Source organism: Corynebacterium afermentans subsp. afermentans, assembly GCF_030408355.1.
Taxonomy (GTDB): Bacteria; Actinomycetota; Actinomycetes; order Mycobacteriales; family Mycobacteriaceae; genus Corynebacterium; species Corynebacterium afermentans.
Map to the genome: position 1 here is coordinate 1,731,670 of NZ_CP046606.1, position 15,333 is coordinate 1,747,002.

Consider the following 15,333-nt stretch of genomic DNA (forward strand, 5'->3'; position numbering starts at 1 on the left):
CGCTAGGGGCGCTCCACCGGCTCACTGTCTGTAAGCCAGTCGGTTTCCTCTTGCCCGAGCCCTGCCGCGATGGCGGTCGCAGTTTCCTTCCACGCGGTGAACTCAGCGAGGGCGAGGTGTGGTTGTTCGGTGGCGAAGGAGGCGCGTGCTGCGTCGATAAGCTCCTGCGCACACGATTCCCTGTCTGCCTGCGACAGCGCCAACATCCAGGGGAACGCTCGAGCCATTCGCTCGCCGAGGCTGCCGACGCCTTCCGTTGCCACGGTGATGAGTTGAGCCGCGAGTTCCAGCAACTGCGCCCGCCGTTGCGCCTCCCGCGCGGACATGAGCACCAGCGACTCCCCGTCGCGGCGCGTGACCGTGACCGGGTGTTTTTCCGCTTCGGCGAGCACCTCGGCGGACCGCTTGCTCAGATCAGAGGAGCGGCGCGAATGCGGTGGAGTTCCTGCTGCGAGTGTCATGGCTATGAGGGTATTCGGAATGTGTTCGGAAGTCGAGGGGCTAGGGTCTGCTTAGCATGTCGACGGCCTCCTGCAGGTCCGGTGGCAGCGCCACGCTGCGCCCCGGGCCGATCGGCGTGTAGCCCTTCGGCTTCACCTGCACGGGGAGCAACCTGCGGGCGACCGGCCACGCGTTGCGGATGCGTTGGATCAACTCATCTTTCTCGCCCCAGAAGTCGCTGGTGTAGAAGTGCAAGACTTTGTATCCGTGCTCGGCGAGCCAATCGTCACGGATGCGCTGCTTGCGCAGTACATCGTGGGGGACCTCCTCGTATTTTTCCCACCCGTCGACCTCCACGACAAGGTTGTCGCCGATGAGGAAGTCAACCCGGTACCGCCCAATCACCGCCTGTGTGCGGTATGGGACCCCGTGGGCGTCGAGGGTCAGGCGCAGGAGGGACTCGTAAGGCGAATCCGAAAGCCTGCTGGCCAGTGGCAACGCTTTCCGGGCGTTGGCGATGCCCTTCGTGCCGGCCAGACGGGCGATGGTGGCGCGAAACTGGTGCAGCAGTTCCTCATAGAGGTGGTCGCCGTGGCCGGAGAGCACGCTGTCTATCGCTATGACGCCCTCGCGCACGCCGCGTTCACGCGCGATGTCGATGGCGGTGCGGATCGCGTTGGTGTAGCGCACGGGCCCGTCGTAGATGATGTCGGCTTCCGGGATCTGCCGGTGGCGGTATTCGTACCCGGTCCAGCCGCCTTTGGTGGAGGCCGGGCGCCCATTCGGCACCGCAAGCGTGACTGGTTCGCCGCGTGCGATGGTCCACACGCCGTTGAGCCTGGCGGCCGAGCAGTCGATGAGTACCGCGCGTCTGCTTTGACGCCCTGCCGCGTAACACCGCAAAAACGCCCGCTGGTACTCCTTGAGCTTTTTCCATGTCGCGGCGCAGAAGTAGATCGACTTGGTCAGCTGCACCATCTCGCCATCGCTGATGCGCCGGTGCGTCTCAGTGTCCACGGACGACACCCTCCGCAGGTCCACGAGCTTTTCCCGCAGTTCCTTCTTACGCGTGTCTTTCATTAGTCCCCCCTTGACTAATTACCCCGCTGCGGAGACTACCGGAGGCGCGTTTTTCCCGCCGGGTAATGGGCCCGGCCGGGGTTCCGGCTGGCGGGGCCGCTGGCGGGGCCGGTTCCCGGCACCCGCAGGCATGTCCCCCTCCCGACTCCGCAGACCCCTAGCAACAAACCCCTATTAAGGCCGAAAAATGGGCATTCTCGGGAGGGCTTACTAGGGGTTTGCGGGAATGAGCGCGGCCTTCTCAGAGGCTGACGCCCTCTCACCCCATCGCTCACCTACATGTAGAACGCGCCCCGGCAGAGTGTCGTATGCCATAATGTGTGAAATTGTGAACAGCAACACGATCGGAGAAGACCCATGAGCTCACTCATCCTGGTGCTCGTCGGCCTGGCGATGATGGCGGCCGGCTACCTGCTGTACTCCAGGTTCCTGGGCAAACGCGTCTACCAACTCTCGGACGCCTACACCACCCCGGCGCACACGATGGAGGACGGCGTGGATTTCGTCCCCACGAACAAGTACGTCCTGTGGGGCCACCACTTCACCTCCGTGGCGGGCGCGGCACCGATCATCGGCCCTGCTGTCGCGGTGATTTGGGGCTGGGTGCCGGCGTTTTTGTGGGTCACGCTCGGCACCGTGTTCTTTGCGGGGATGCATGACTTGGGGGCCCTGTGGGCGTCGCAAAGGCATCGCGGACAGTCCATCGGCACGCTGTCCGGCCGCTACATCGGCGCGCGCGGGCGCAACCTGTTCCTCGTGGTGATTTTCCTGCTGCTGCTCATGGTGAACACGGCGTTCGCGGTGGTCATCTCCAACCTGCTCATCTCCACGCCGACGGCGGTGATCCCCACCTGGGGCGCGATCGTCGTAGCGCTATTGATCGGCCAGGCCATCTACCGCTTCAACTGGAACCTGCCGCTGGTCTCCATCGTGGGTGTGGCGGCGCTGTACGGGCTGATGATCCTCGGCGATCAATTCCCGCTCGCGCTGCCGGAGACGATGCTGGGCATCCCGGACCGCGGCTGGTGGATCCTCTTCCTGTTCACCTACGCGTTCATCGCCTCGCTGCTGCCGGTGTGGGTGCTGCTGCAGCCGCGCGATTACATCAACGGCCTGCAGCTGTTCGTGGGCTTGATCATCCTCTACGGATCGTTTTTCATCGTCCGGCCGGAGGTTGTCGCGCCCTCGCTTCGCGACGCCGTCCCGTCCGGCACCCCCGGCATCTTCCCGCTGCTCTTTGTCACCATCGCCTGTGGCGCGATCTCCGGCTTCCACGGCGTCGTCGCCTCGGGCACGTCGTCGAAGCAGCTGGACAAGGAGACGGACGCGCGCTTCGTCGGCTACTTCGGCGCGGTCGGCGAAGGCCTGCTCGCGCTTGGCACGATCGTGGCCACCACCTCCGGCTTCAAGTCGTTGGCGACGTGGGAGGAGATCTACAACGAGTGGAACGCCGGCGGCGTCGACGCGTTTATCCAAGGCGGCGGCGACCTCATGAACGAAGGCATGGGCATCCCCACCTCCCTGTCCGCCACCATCCTGGCCACCATGGCCGTGCTGTTCGCCGCCACCACCATGGACTCCGGCATCCGCCTGCAGCGCCTCGTGGTCGCGGAAATGGCGGAGCTGGCCGGTGTGAAGCTCTCCGGCGTGGTGGCCACCATCATCGCGGTGGGCTGCGCGCTGGGCCTGACGTTCTCCATGGGCCTGGACGGCTCCGGCGGCATGCTGATCTGGCCGCTGTTCGGCACCACCAACCAACTCATGGCGGGCCTGACGCTGTCTGTCGTGGTGATCATTCTGACCCAGCTGCGCCGCCCGACCTGGCCGGTGCTGATCCCGCTGGTGTTCGTGACCTTCATGTCGCTGTGGGCGGCGGTGCTGCAGCTGCGCACGTTCCTCGATGCGGGCAACTGGCTGCTGTTGGTACTGGACGTCATCATCATCTGCTGCGCCATCTGGGTCATCGTGGAGGCGTTCACCGCGATCACGAAGGCGCGCAAGGCCCCGGCTGTGACCTGGCGCGACGATGAGACGATTCCGGGTGAATTGGCGGATGCGCGAACGTCTTAAAGCAATTGCCCGCGGCTTAGACGAGTTTTACAAAGCCCCGTACCGCCGCGAGTTCGCCCGCGCCGCGCGCGAGGAGGACGACCTGTTCACCCTCCTCGTCGCCTCGGAGACGCTCGGCCTCCCCAACCCCGCAAGCTTCTACACCCTCGAGCTGATGCCATTGCTTTACGACGAATTCCACGCCTGGCACACCCGCATGGGCATGGAGCGCTCCCCGCTGGACGGTGTCCGATGCTGCTAGAGGCCGCGCCCGTGATGTTCTTCGGTGGCAAGGGCGGGGTGGGCAAAACCACCGTCTCGGCGGCCACGGCGGTGCGGCTGGCTGAGGCGGGTAAGCGCGTGCTTTTGGTGTCCACGGACCCGGCGCACAACTTGGGCCACATCTGGGATAAGCACCTGTCAGCCGAGCCGACCACTCTCGAGCACGGCCTGGACGTGGTGGAGCTCGACCCCGCCGCAACCACCGAGCGCCACCTTGCCGAGGTGGAGCGCTCCATGCGCGCGATGATGCCGGAGCGCATGCACCCCGAGATCCGCCGCCACCTGGATCTGGCGCGGCACTCGCCCGGCATGCATGAGGCGGCGATGTTGGAGGCGGTGGCGGAGCTAGTGGTCAGCCAAGGCTACGACCACATAATCTTCGACACCGCCCCCTCCGGCCACACCTCCCGCCTGCTGGCGCTGCCGGAGCTCATGGCCGCCTACACCGGCGGGCTGATGCAGCGGCGCGAGCAGTCCGACAAATTCTCCCGCGCCGTGCGCGGCCTGGGCGGGACTGTCGACGACCCCGTGGAGCGCCGCAACCAGGAAATCCGCGCCACCTTGTTGCGGAGGCGCCGCAAGTTCGAGCGCCTGCGCGACATCCTCACCGACCCCGCGGCCTGCGCGTTCCACATCGTGCTCACAGCGGAGCGCCTGCCGGTCCTCGAGAGCATTGAGCTTTACCGCGACCTCACGTCCAACAACATCCGCGTCGGCTCGTTGGTGGTCAACCGCCGCAGCCCTCTCGAGGCCGGCGAGTTCATGGCCTCGCGCCGTGCGGTGGAAGACGACGCGCTTGAGCTGCTGGACGCGAAACTTCCCGACGTCCCCCGCGTCGAGCTGCCCTGGCTGCCCGGCGAGATCGGCACCCGCGAAGCGCTGGCCGCCATCGCCGGGCGGTTGTAGCGCTCTGCGCCGTCCTAGAAGTACCCCTCGAAGGCGGCGGCCTTCTTCGCGGTGCGCTCCAGGCGCGACTCGGTCATGGACGCGATCTGGTCCACGATCACCCGCTCGCGCTCCAGGTCCGTCTCGGCGGCGTTGAACCACGCCTGGAACATCGTGTCCAGGGTGCCCGGCGCGCCGGCGCGCAGGTACTCGTGGACGCGGTAGATGCGGTCGCGCTGCCGGTCCTGGCGCGCCTGGTGCGACGGCTGGTCCATGACGTAGAGCACCGCGACTGTCTTGAGCAGGCGGACCTCCGCCTCCACGTCCGGCGGGACCACGAGGCGCCCGTGCTGGCGGCCCAGGGTGATTCCGTCGTTGCCGCCAAGCGTGGCACGCGTGACGGCGCCGACGTAGCGGCCCACCAGCTGCGACGTCAACGACTTCAACCCCGTCCACGCGCCGAGGGAGTAGTCGAACTCGCTGGCGGCGGCGATGGCGGGTAGGGAGCGCAGGCGGTCGGCGGCGTCGACAAGCGAGTCCGCATCCCCGCCGAACGCCGCCGCGCCCTTCTCGGCCAAAGCTGCCAGCTCCACGAAGTCCCACAGCACGCGCAGCGACACGCGCCCGGAGACGATGCCGTCCTCGACGTCGTGGACGGAGTAGGCGATGTCGTCGGAAAAGTCCATCACTTGCGCCTCCATCGGCGGCGCCCCATCGACGTGCCCCTCGCGCACCCACTCCAGCACCGACGCGTCCTCGTCGTAGGCCGAGTACTTGCGGTTCACAGAACCGTCCGCGTTCGTGCGGGTGACCGGATATTTCACGGCCGCGTCTAACGATGCGCGGGTGAGGTTGAGGCCCAATGACGTGCCGTCGATAAGCACTTTGGGCTCCAGGCGCGCAAGGATCCGCAACGTCTGCGCGTTGCCCTCGAAGCCGCACGGCGCGACCTCGTTGAGCGCGACCTCGCCGTTGTGGCCGTACGGCGGGTGCCCGATGTCGTGGGTCAGCCCCGCCATCTCGCACAGGTCGGGGCTTAAGCCCATGCCTTCGCCGATGCCGCGCGAGATCTGCGCGACCTCCAGCGAGTGCGTCAGGCGTGTGCGCGGGGTGTCGCCATCGCGGGGGCCGACCACCTGTGTTTTGTCCGCCAGGCGCCGCAGCGCCGCGGAATGCAGCACGCGAGCGCGGTCGCGGGCGAAATCCCCGCGCGAATCCGGGGCGAGTTGCGCGCCCTTCGGCGCCTCGTCGGCGCGGCGCAGCGTATCGGCGGCGTTGTAAACGTACACGTCGCGCTACCCTAGTCGGCATGACTAGCCGTTACTTGCGCATCCTCGCCGTGTCCGGTGGCCTTTTTGTCGCCACCGCACCCGCACTCAGCTTTGCGACGGAAGCTCCGCCCGCCCAACTGGTAGCCCAGGCCACCGCCACCAAGGCGTCGCTCGAGCCAGGCCGGCTCACGCAACCGGTGACCGACGACGCCGCTGTGCTCTCGCCTGCCGAGCTCTCCGAGATCGAGGCGGCGATCCAGCAGGTGAGCCAAACCCAGGGCAAGTCCGTGCGCGTAGTGTTTTTGCGCTCGTTCGGGCAGTACACCCCGCGGGAGTGGGTGGACAAGGCCGTGGCGGCCAACGGCTCCAATACCGCCGTGCTGGCGATCTCGCCCGATGAGCGCTTGTACAACGTCGGCGGCGGCGAGGAGTGGACGCAGTCCGAGATCGACCGCATGAACGGCGCCGCGCACGCGCAGCTGTCGCAGATGAACTGGTCTTCTGCGGCGTTGAATGCGGTGAATGCGGTGGCGGGCGGAGGATCGTCGTCAGGCGATGGCGGAGGCGGGGGCGCTGGCTGGCTCGCAGGTGGCCTGGGTGTCGCGGCGCTCGCGGGCGGCGGCGTGTACGCGGCGACGCGCAAGGGCTCGAAGAAGCAGCAGGCCAAGCAGATCGAGTCCGCGAAGGCGCTGGACCCGGCGGACACCGACTCGCTGGGGCGCCTGCCCACGCCGACGCTGGAGGAGGTCGCGCGCGACGCGCTGGTTTCCGCCGACGACTCCATCACCCAGGGCAAGCAGGAGCTCGAGCTTGCCACCGCCGAGTTCGGCGCGGACCGCGTGCGCCCGTTCACCTCCGCGATGAACGAGGCCACCACCACCCTGCAGCGCGCGTTCGCAACGCACCAGAAACTTTACGACGCCATCCCGGAAACCGAACCCGAAAAACGCGCAATGCTGGTGGACATCATCTCCTCGTCCGGCCGCGCAGAACAGGCCCTGCGCGACAAGACCACCGAGTTCAACGAGATGCGCGGCGTGCTCATGCGCGCGCCCGAAGAGGTGGAGAAGGTCCTCGCGCGCACCGTGGACATCCGGGCGCGCCTGGAGCCCGCGCGAGCGACGCTGGCGCAGCTTCAGGGCGAATACCCGGCGCAGATACTGGAGTCCATCGTGGACAACGTGGATCTGGCCGAAGCGTCGCTGAACGAGGCGGAAAAGGCCCTCGGCGAAGCGCGCACGCTTGCAGACAAGCCAGCCGGGCGCCAGGGCGCACTGCTGGACACGCTGGCCGCCGCGACCCGCGCCGTCAACGTCTCCGACACCAACCTCGCCGCCATCGAGCACGCCGAGGACAACATCCGCGCCGCCAAGGCCAACCTGCCCGCGCTGATCTCCGAGATCCGCGGCGAGTTGCGCGAGATCGAGCAGGTCAAGGGTGCGCGTGCGCAGGGTGCGCCTATCGACGTCGCTTCGCTCGACACCGTCTCCTCCAAGGCCCAACGCATGCTGGGCGAAATCGGCGACCGCGACGAGACCGACCCGCTGGCCCTATACCAGGAGCTGACCAGCATGGACGCCGACATCGACGCAGCGTTGGACCGCGCCAAGGGCATCGCCGGCGACCAGTCCCGCGCGCTGCAGCTTTTCGACCAGCAAATGCAAGTCGCCGGCGCCCAAATCCAGCGCGCCGAAGACCTGATCCTCTCGCGCGGGCGCATCATCGGCTCGCACGCGCGCACCCTACTCGCGGAGGCGAAGCGCCAGTACGCGCAGGCCCACCAGCTGCGCGTGCGCGACACCCGCACGGGCATCGACGCCGCACGCGCCGCCACCGACACCGCGCGCCGCGCCGAGGCCGCCGCGAACGACGACCTGCGCCGCTATCGCGCCCAGCGCAACCGCCAGACCGCGGACTCGTTGGCCAGCGCCGTGCTGTGGGGCTCGATGCTCTCCGGCGGCTTCGGCGGCGGCGGTGGCTTTGGCGGCGGCGGTGGTTTCGGAGGCGGCGGCGGATTCTCCGGCGGGCGTCCCTCCAACCGCGGCGGCACCTTCTAGGCGGCCCCAGCGCCGCCTGCTTCAGCACCGCTCCCCCGCCCCACCCGACAAACCCAGAGAGACAAAGCCAGAGTATGGCCCAAAAACGGGCATACTCTGGAGGGCTTACTCAGGGTTTGCGGGAATGGACAGCGGGTCCGCAGCGGCGCGCCGTGCGAGGCTCAGTAGCGCGTGCGGCGCGCCGGCGCGTCGACGAAGGTCAGCGCCCAAGTCATGAAGGCGAGGTCCACCAGCTGGATCTCCTCGAACCCGTCGGCGCGAAGGGTCGGCTCCGCCACGTCGACGCCCAACTCGCCGAACGGGAAGCCCCGGGTCACGGCGATGAGCTCACCGGCGCCGTCACGGATCTCGCGCTTCGGGGTGACCGCGCCCGACAGCAGGTCAAAGCCGGAGCGGTTTAAGGTGTAGCGGCGGCCGGCGCAATCCGCGGCGTAGCGCGACACCGTGAACCCGGCTTTGCGCAGCAGGTACTCCTCGTTGGCCGCAACGTCGAAGGCGCGGAACTTCACCGGATTATCGGACGTGACGCGCAAAACGGTCTCGCCCACCGTGATCGTGTCGGGGGTGGAATGGGCGATGGACCTTTGGTCGTCGATAAGCGAAGCTCCCCGCCAAATCACAGCACCGCCACCACCACAACAAACAGCGACAAAAACACCAGCGTGGCAATCAACGCGGTGGAATTGGCCACCTTGCGCGCCTCCAGCACGCTGCGCGTCAGCCACGCCAGGCCCGCAACGTGCACGGGCGGCAACTGCGTCTCCCCCTCGAACTCGAGGATGGCCTTGCGCACCCCGTTGTGATCCTGGGTGAACTGCGCGACCTTCTCGCCGTCCGGCCCCTCGACCACCCAGTTCTTGGACGTCTCCGGGATCAGCGCGTACGGGGTGCCGCCCACGACCGCGTCGATGCGCTTCGCGCGCTTCAAACTGTCGGAGGTGCGCACGATCTCCTCACCGCCGCACGTGGCCAGCGCGCCCGACTCGGCGTGCGCCGTCAGATCCCAGCTCTGGCCGCACACAATCGCGCGGTCGTGCTCGAACACGCCGAGGACGTCCGGGCCGTCCTCCGCCAAAAGCTTCGGCGCGTCCCGGTTCGAGCGGTCCCAGCTCACATAATGCATGAGCGAGAATCTAGCAGCCGATCAGGCGGGCGGCCAGGTAAGACTCCAGCTCCGCCAGCGGCACGCGCTCCTGCTCCATCGTGTCTCGCTCGCGCACGGTAACAGCCTGGTCATCCAGGGTGTCAAAGTCGTAGGTGACGCAGAACGGGGTGCCCGTCTCATCCTGACGACGGTAACGGCGGCCGATCGCACCGGAGATGTCGTAGTCGACGTTCCAGTGCTGGCGCAGCTTCGCGGCGAGCTCCTCGGCCGGGCCGGACAGCTCCGGCTTCTTCGACAGCGGCAGCACCGCCACCTTCACCGGCGCAAGACGGCGGTCCAGACGCAGCACGACGCGGGTGTCGGTGCCGCCCTTGGCGTTGGGGGCCTCTTCCTCGTCGTAGGCGTCGATGAGGAAGGCCATCATGGCGCGGCCGAGACCGGCGGCCGGCTCGATGCAGTACGGAATCCAGCGCTCGCCCGACTCCTGGTCGAAGTAGCTCAAGTCCTCGCCGGAGGCCTCGGCGTGGGTGCGCAGGTCGTAGTCGGTGCGGTTAGCCACACCCTCGAGCTCGCCCCACTTGGAGCCGGAGAAGCCGAAGGCGTACTCGATGTCCACGGTGCGCTTGGAGTAGTGGCTGAGCTTTTCTTCCGGGTGCTCGTAAAGGCGCAGGTTGTCCGGGTTGACGCCCAGGTCGACGTACCAGTTGTAGCGGTTGTCAATCCAGTACTCGTGCCACTTTTCGTCCTCGCCGGGTTTGACGAAGAATTCCATCTCCATCTGCTCGAACTCGCGGGTGCGGAAGATGAAGTTGCCCGGGGTGATCTCGTTGCGGAAGCTCTTGCCGGTGTTCGCGATGCCGAACGGCGGCTTCAGGCGCGAGGACGTCATGACGTTTTTGAAGTTGACGAAGATGCCCTGCGCGGTCTCCGGGCGCAGGTAGTGCAGGCCTTCTTTGTCGTCCACCGGGCCCAGGTAGGTCTTCATCAGACCGGAGAACGCCTTCGGCTCGGTCCAGTTGCCGGGCTGGCCGGTTTCCGGGTCGTTGATGTCTGCCAGGCCGTTTGCCGGCGGGTGGCCGTGCTTTTCCTCGTAGGCTTCCAGGAGGTGGTCGGCGCGGTAGCGCTTGTGGGTGTGCAGCGACTCAACGAGCGGGTCGGTGAACACTTCGACGTGGCCGGAGGCTTCCCACACGCGCGTGGGCAGGATGACGGAGGTGTCAACGCCGACGGTGTCGCGGCGGGATTGCACCATGTGCTTCCACCACTGGCGCTTGAGGTTTTCTTTCAGTTCCACGCCGAGCGGGCCGTAGTCCCACGCGGAGCGGGTTCCGCCGTAGATTTCGCCTGCTGGGTACACCAGTCCGCGACGCTTGCACAGGTTAACGACGGTTTCAATCTTTGATGCGGGCATCAACATCTCCTGGTGGGAAAGTGCGTGCAAATTACGGTCAACAGCATAGCCCGCCTTACGACGCCTCCGGTCACCCGCCCAGTTTGGACATAAGTCCCACTCCGTTAAGACTGTCTTGTATTCTGATGAAATAGATAGCGCATTGGCACTGAGGAAAGGGGACGTCGTGAGCGAACGCTTCCCGTTGACAGACTTTCCAAAGCTTGCGGACGAGGATTTGGACCGCACCGCTGCGCTGGTGAAGGTGTTGGATTCGAAGACCCGGCTAGAGATTCTGCTGCTGTTGGCCGAGGAAGAGATGGTGGTCCACCAGCTGGTCGCCGAGTTGGAGAAGTCGCAGCCGCTGATTTCACAGCATTTGCGGGTGCTGCGTTCGGCCGGGTTGGTGTCCTCGTCGCGCAAGGGCCGCGAGGTGCTCTACGCGCTGAACCAGCCGGACATCATCTGCATCATCCATGAGTTGGCGTCGTTGGAGACACTCACCGAGGCCCAGGACGAGCTGGCCGAACTGCGCAAACGCAAGCGCAACCGCGACACCGGCCATGCCAGCGGCTCCAGCAGCGCGGCGATCGTCGACCCGCCTGCCGCTGTGCGCCCCGAAACGGATCCTGGCCTTGCCCCGCAGACGCCAAAGCCTGTGCGCGACTAGGTAGACTGCAACCGTATGACGCAAACGAACCGCCGAGCGCAATCGCGCCCCGTGCCCAAGCTGGGCCCGCGTATGACGCGCCAGCGCGCCGCCGTCGTGGAGACGCTGCGGGGGCTGGACAAGTTCGCGTCCGCGAAAACCATTCATGAGCAACTGCTTGCCGACGGCGCGTCCGTCGGCCTCACCACCGTCTACCGCACACTGCAATCACTCGCCGAGGTCAAAGCCGTGGACGTGCTGCAGTCCCCCGACGGCGAAACCCTCTACCGCGATTGCCTCACCGGCCACCACCATCACCACCTGATGTGCGCCGAGTGCGGCCGCAGCGAGGAAATCGAAGGCGGGCCCGTGGAGAAGTGGGCCGAGGTCATCGCCGCGCACTACGGCTACGAGCTGGTCGGCCACGACGCCGAAATCTACGGCATGTGCCGCGCCTGCCAGGCCAAACGCTAACTACTTATCCGCGAACTTGTCCACCGCACCACCAAAACGGCGGTCGCGCTTCGCGTACTCAAGCACCGCGTCCCACAGGTCTTCCTTGGTGAAGTCCGGAAACAGCACGTCCTGGTACACCATCTCCGCATACGCGGACTGCCAGAGCAGGAAGTTCGATGTGCGCTGCTCGCCCGACGGGCGCAGAAACAGGTCCACGTCCGGCATGTCCGCGCGGTACAGGTAACGGGCGATGGTTTTTTCGTCGACGGTGGACACGTGAGCGTCGATAAGCTTTTGCACCGCATCTGTGATCTCCGCGCGCCCGCCGTAATTGACGCACATGGCAAGCGTGAGGCCGGTGTTGTTTTTGGTCAGCTCCTCGGCGACCTCGAGTTCCTCGATGACGCTGCCCCACAGCTTCGGGCGGCGCCCGCACCACACCACGCGCACGTTTTTGGCGTGCAGCTCGTCGCGCTGGCGGCGCAGCACCTCGCGCGTGAAGTTCATGAGAAAGTGCACCTCAGAAGGCGAGCGCTTCCAATTCTCGGTGGAAAACGCGTACGCCGAAAGCCATTCGACGCCGCCGAGCTCAATGCACGCGTCGACGGCGTCCATGAGCTTCTCCTCGCCCACCTTGTGCCCCTCGGTGCGCTTCAGGCCGCGCTTTTGCGCCCAGCGGCCGTTGCCGTCCATCACCAGCGCGATGTGCTTCGGGATGAACTTCTTGTCAATTCTCGGTGCGCCCATGGGTGCCAATTATGCCTGCTCCATAATCTTGAAGCTTTTCAACCCGGCTTCAAGGTTGAATTGCAAGTGCGCCACCGTTGCGCGGTGAATCTGCGCCACGCGTATCGACGGCACGCTGCCACCCCGCTCCATCAACCACATCTCGTGCAACGTTTCAGGATGCACATCCATGGAGCCCGGCGGGCGGCAGTTGTTGCACACCGCCCCGCCTTGGCTGGCGTTGAACGCTTTGTGCGGGCCGGGCGCGCCGCAGTTCGCGCAGTCGAACAGGCTTAACCCCCAGCCGGCGTGCTCGGTGGCTTTCAGGATGAACGCGTCGAGGACCATCGTCGGGTGCTGGTCCGTCTGCAGGTTTTTCAGCGCCTCCTGGACCAGGGCGAACAGGGTGGGGTCGGCCTCGTCGAAGCTGAGCTTTTCCGCTGTCTCCATCACCGCGCAGGCGGCGGCGTAACGGTCGAAGTCGTCGATGATGCGGGCACCGAAGTAGGTGACGGTGTCGGCGGATGCGATCGTCGAGAGGCCTCGGCCCGGGTAGATCAGCGCATCGACCTCCACGAACGGCTGCAGCCGCGACCCGAAGCGGCTCTTCGCCTTGCGCACCCCCTTCGCCACCCCGCGGACAAGCCCGTGGTTCTTGGTGAGCAGGACCACCACCCGGTCCGCCTCCCCAAAATCGTAGGTGCGCACCACAAACGCGCGGTCGCGCCAATTCGGGCGCGGAGCTCTAGAAGCCAAGCCGGCCCAGCGCCTTCGGGTCCTGCTGCCAGTTCTTCAGCACCTTCACGCGCACGTCCAGGTAGACGTTTCGCCCGGTCAGCTCGATGATCTGCTTGCGGGCGCGGTGCACGATGCCGCTGAGGCGCCGCCCGTCCGGGCCTTCGATGATGCGTTTTTGGCCCGGGCGCTCCAGGTAGAGCACAGCGTAGATCATGGTGCGCTGCGGGTTGTCCGGGTCCGGGTGCATCTCGTCGATTTGGACGGCGACGGAGTGCGGCAGTTCGTCGCGAAGCCCCTGCAGCGCCTCCTCGCGGATCAGCTCCGCGATGCGCGTTTCCATGTCCTCGTCCGTGGTGTGGTCTTCCGGGTAGAAGCGCGGGCCCTCCGGCAACTGGCCGACGAGCACGTCGAGCAGCACGTCGATCTGCACCTGCTCCGTAGCCGAGACCGGCACCAAATCCGCGTCTGGGCCCAACAGCTCGTGCAGCTCCAGCAGGCGCTCGCCGACTGTGTCCTTGGTGGTTTTGTCCAGCTTGGTCACGATGCCCACGATCGGCGTGTTCGGCTTCGTCTCCCGGATCTGCTCCAGAATGTAGCGGTCGCCGGGGCCGATCTTCTCGTCCGCAGGCACCGTAAACCCGATGACGTCCACGTCGGCGAAGGTGTCCTTGACCACGTCGTTGAGACGCTCGCCCAGCAGCGTGCGCGGGCGGTGAATGCCCGGGGTGTCCACGACGATGACCTGCGCGTCGTCGCGGTTGATCACGCCGCGGATGGGGTGGCGGGTGGTTTCCGGCTGATCCGCCATAATCGCGATCTTCTCCCCCACCATCGCGTTGGTCAGCGTGGACTTGCCGGTGTTCGGGCGGCCCACAAAGCTGACGAACCCCGACCTGAAGCCCTCCGGGGTGTCAGTGAAGCCGCCGGCGTCGGCGCGCTCGACATCGTTCGCGCTGGCGTCTGCGGGCAGATCGTCCGGGAAATCGGGGAAGTCGTTCATGGCCTGGGATTCTACCTGTCAAGCCCTGATTGGTTTAGCTGTGGACAACCGTGTTGTAGCGGCGGCTTTTGGCGGTGCTTATCCACAGATTTTGATTTGGGTCTTGTTCGGGTTGTGTGGCCGCCATAGCTTCTGGGCCATGAACTTCACCGACTTTGTCACCGCAGGCGTGCGTGTACTCGCCGACTTCGACCGCGACACCGCTATGGCCGCCGGCCTGTCCACCGGCCGGGTACGCGACCTGGCCCGGGTGCACCACACCTACTTTGGGCCGACCCAGTTCACCCGCAAACAACGCGACGCTTTAGCCGCCGCCGAGGGCTTACCGGTCGACCAACTCATCCACATCGAGAAAGAACTGCTCGCCGTCGAAGGGGCCGCGGAACGCTGGCGCATCCGCTTAGACCTGGTGCGCCACCGCGGCTCGTATCGGGCCTTAACCAAGCGCATCAAGCGGCTGATCAAACAACCCGTCAAACCAGCCCCACCCTCGTGCAGGTTTAGCCGCTCCAAGGCGGGCATGCGCACCATGATCCTGACCTACAACGAGCGCGACCTGGCCGATCTTGAGCACCTGCTGCGCAAACTCATCGACGCCGACGCCCCAGCCGCCGCCCAAATGGCCCACACGCTTATCGGGATCCTGCGCGACGGCAAAGGCATACCGAAGGCGAATTTCCGGCCGATCATCCTGGTGCCGATCGCCGACTGGGCCCGCATCCAATCCGGCCACGCAGACGAAGTCACCCTGATCTGCACCGACGGCACCACCATGACAGGGGCCGAATACATGGCGCACGAATTCGGCGACGTGTTAGAAGTCGCCGCGTTCCACCCCCAAGAAGGACCGGTCAACCTCTACCACGCAAAGCGCTGCGCCAACCCCAAACAAAAGACCATGTCGAAGCTGCTCTGCCCGGCCTGTGCATTTCCCGACTGCAAACACTCCGCCGAAACCACCCAAACACACCACATCAACGCATGGCGCTACGGCGGGATGACCAACATGGACAACCTCGCCGAACTCTGCCCCTTCCACAACGGGGTCAACGCCGACAACCGGCACGGCCCGTTCGGCTACATCGACAACCCCAACGCCCGCATCCACTGGGTCGCCCCCAACGGCACCAAAGTCCCCATGACCACCCCAGGCGCGATGGAGCTGCTCTTCGACTAACCACCACACACCGAAAACCCGCCCCGA

The 15,333-nt window shown here is 66.1% G+C and carries 16 protein-coding genes; 7 read left to right on the top strand and 9 right to left on the bottom strand.

Annotated features, from left to right (window positions below):
• Positions 1–2 precede the first annotated feature (2 nt).
• Both CAFEA_RS08285 and CAFEA_RS08290 read right to left on the bottom strand, forming a co-directional pair.
• Positions 3–461, bottom strand: coding sequence for a type II toxin-antitoxin system Phd/YefM family antitoxin (locus CAFEA_RS08285; RefSeq protein ID WP_063938034.1), 459 nt, complete (start codon positions 459–461; stop codon positions 3–5).
• A gap of 40 nt (positions 462–501) precedes the next feature.
• Positions 502–1,521: an endonuclease domain-containing protein gene (locus CAFEA_RS08290; RefSeq protein WP_063938032.1), complete on the bottom strand. Its 1,020-nt coding sequence runs from the start codon at positions 1,519–1,521 to the stop codon at positions 502–504.
• 357 nt (positions 1,522–1,878) lie between these two features.
• Here CAFEA_RS08290 and CAFEA_RS08295 point away from each other — a divergent pair, with 357 nt between their 5' ends.
• Genes CAFEA_RS08295 through CAFEA_RS08305 form a run of 3 tightly spaced genes read left to right on the top strand, consistent with a single transcriptional unit; the run spans position 1,879 to position 4,758 of the window.
• Positions 1,879–3,591 (top strand): carbon starvation CstA family protein, encoded by a 1,713-nt coding sequence (locus CAFEA_RS08295; protein ID WP_063938030.1) that lies wholly within the window; start codon positions 1,879–1,881, stop codon positions 3,589–3,591.
• Entirely contained in the window at positions 3,575–3,832 is a 258-nt protein-coding gene (locus CAFEA_RS08300; RefSeq protein ID WP_063938028.1) for a cory-CC-star protein, read from the top strand. The genes CAFEA_RS08295 and CAFEA_RS08300 overlap by 17 nt, the downstream gene beginning before the upstream one ends.
• Entirely contained in the window at positions 3,823–4,758 is a 936-nt protein-coding gene (locus CAFEA_RS08305) for an ArsA family ATPase (RefSeq protein ID WP_063938026.1), read from the top strand. The genes CAFEA_RS08300 and CAFEA_RS08305 overlap by 10 nt, the downstream gene beginning before the upstream one ends.
• A gap of 14 nt (positions 4,759–4,772) precedes the next feature.
• Here the strand turns inward: CAFEA_RS08305 and CAFEA_RS08310 are convergent, their stop codons facing one another.
• On the bottom strand, positions 4,773–6,026 hold the full coding sequence (locus tag CAFEA_RS08310) for a deoxyguanosinetriphosphate triphosphohydrolase (RefSeq protein ID WP_063938024.1): 1,254 nt from the start codon (positions 6,024–6,026) through the stop codon (positions 4,773–4,775).
• 20 nt (positions 6,027–6,046) lie between these two features.
• On the opposite strand from CAFEA_RS08310, the gene CAFEA_RS08315 reads away from it, so the two are divergent.
• Positions 6,047–8,065 (top strand): TPM domain-containing protein, encoded by a 2,019-nt coding sequence (locus tag CAFEA_RS08315; protein ID WP_063938022.1) that lies wholly within the window; start codon positions 6,047–6,049, stop codon positions 8,063–8,065.
• 161 nt (positions 8,066–8,226) lie between these two features.
• Here the strand turns inward: CAFEA_RS08315 and CAFEA_RS08320 are convergent, their stop codons facing one another.
• The 3 genes from CAFEA_RS08320 to CAFEA_RS08330 are packed head-to-tail and all read right to left on the bottom strand — an operon-like array spanning position 8,227 to position 10,581.
• On the bottom strand, positions 8,227–8,685 hold the full coding sequence (locus CAFEA_RS08320; RefSeq protein WP_063938020.1) for a hypothetical protein: 459 nt from the start codon (positions 8,683–8,685) through the stop codon (positions 8,227–8,229).
• Positions 8,682–9,188: a hypothetical protein gene (locus tag CAFEA_RS08325; RefSeq protein WP_063938018.1), complete on the bottom strand. Its 507-nt coding sequence runs from the start codon at positions 9,186–9,188 to the stop codon at positions 8,682–8,684. The genes CAFEA_RS08320 and CAFEA_RS08325 overlap by 4 nt, the downstream gene beginning before the upstream one ends.
• A 10-nt stretch (positions 9,189–9,198) precedes the next feature.
• On the bottom strand, positions 9,199–10,581 hold the full coding sequence (locus tag CAFEA_RS08330; protein WP_063938016.1) for a glycine--tRNA ligase: 1,383 nt from the start codon (positions 10,579–10,581) through the stop codon (positions 9,199–9,201).
• Positions 10,582–10,747: 166 nt separating this feature from the next.
• Here CAFEA_RS08330 and CAFEA_RS08335 point away from each other — a divergent pair, with 166 nt between their 5' ends.
• On the top strand, positions 10,748–11,230 hold the full coding sequence (locus tag CAFEA_RS08335; protein WP_253704986.1) for an ArsR/SmtB family transcription factor: 483 nt from the start codon (positions 10,748–10,750) through the stop codon (positions 11,228–11,230).
• A gap of 15 nt (positions 11,231–11,245) precedes the next feature.
• Positions 11,246–11,683, top strand: a complete 438-nt coding sequence (locus CAFEA_RS08340; protein WP_063938014.1) for a Fur family transcriptional regulator — start codon at positions 11,246–11,248, stop codon at positions 11,681–11,683.
• Here the strand turns inward: CAFEA_RS08340 and CAFEA_RS08345 are convergent, their stop codons facing one another.
• From CAFEA_RS08345 to era, 3 genes are read right to left on the bottom strand one after another with little or no spacing between them, the layout of a single operon-like run.
• Entirely contained in the window at positions 11,684–12,412 is a 729-nt protein-coding gene (locus CAFEA_RS08345) for an isoprenyl transferase (protein WP_034998321.1), read from the bottom strand. It abuts the gene before it with no gap.
• Positions 12,413–12,421: 9 nt separating this feature from the next.
• Positions 12,422–13,147: a DNA repair protein RecO gene (recO, locus tag CAFEA_RS08350; protein WP_063938012.1), complete on the bottom strand. Its 726-nt coding sequence runs from the start codon at positions 13,145–13,147 to the stop codon at positions 12,422–12,424.
• Complete coding sequence (gene era / locus CAFEA_RS08355; RefSeq protein WP_083651413.1) at positions 13,137–14,129, bottom strand: GTPase Era; 993 nt, start codon at positions 14,127–14,129, stop codon at positions 13,137–13,139. Before era ends, recO begins: the two co-directional genes overlap by 11 nt.
• A 139-nt stretch (positions 14,130–14,268) precedes the next feature.
• Between era and CAFEA_RS08360 the strand changes: the two genes are divergently transcribed.
• On the top strand, positions 14,269–15,306 hold the full coding sequence (locus tag CAFEA_RS08360; protein WP_063938010.1) for an HNH endonuclease signature motif containing protein: 1,038 nt from the start codon (positions 14,269–14,271) through the stop codon (positions 15,304–15,306).
• The last annotated feature ends 27 nt before the right edge of the window (positions 15,307–15,333 follow it).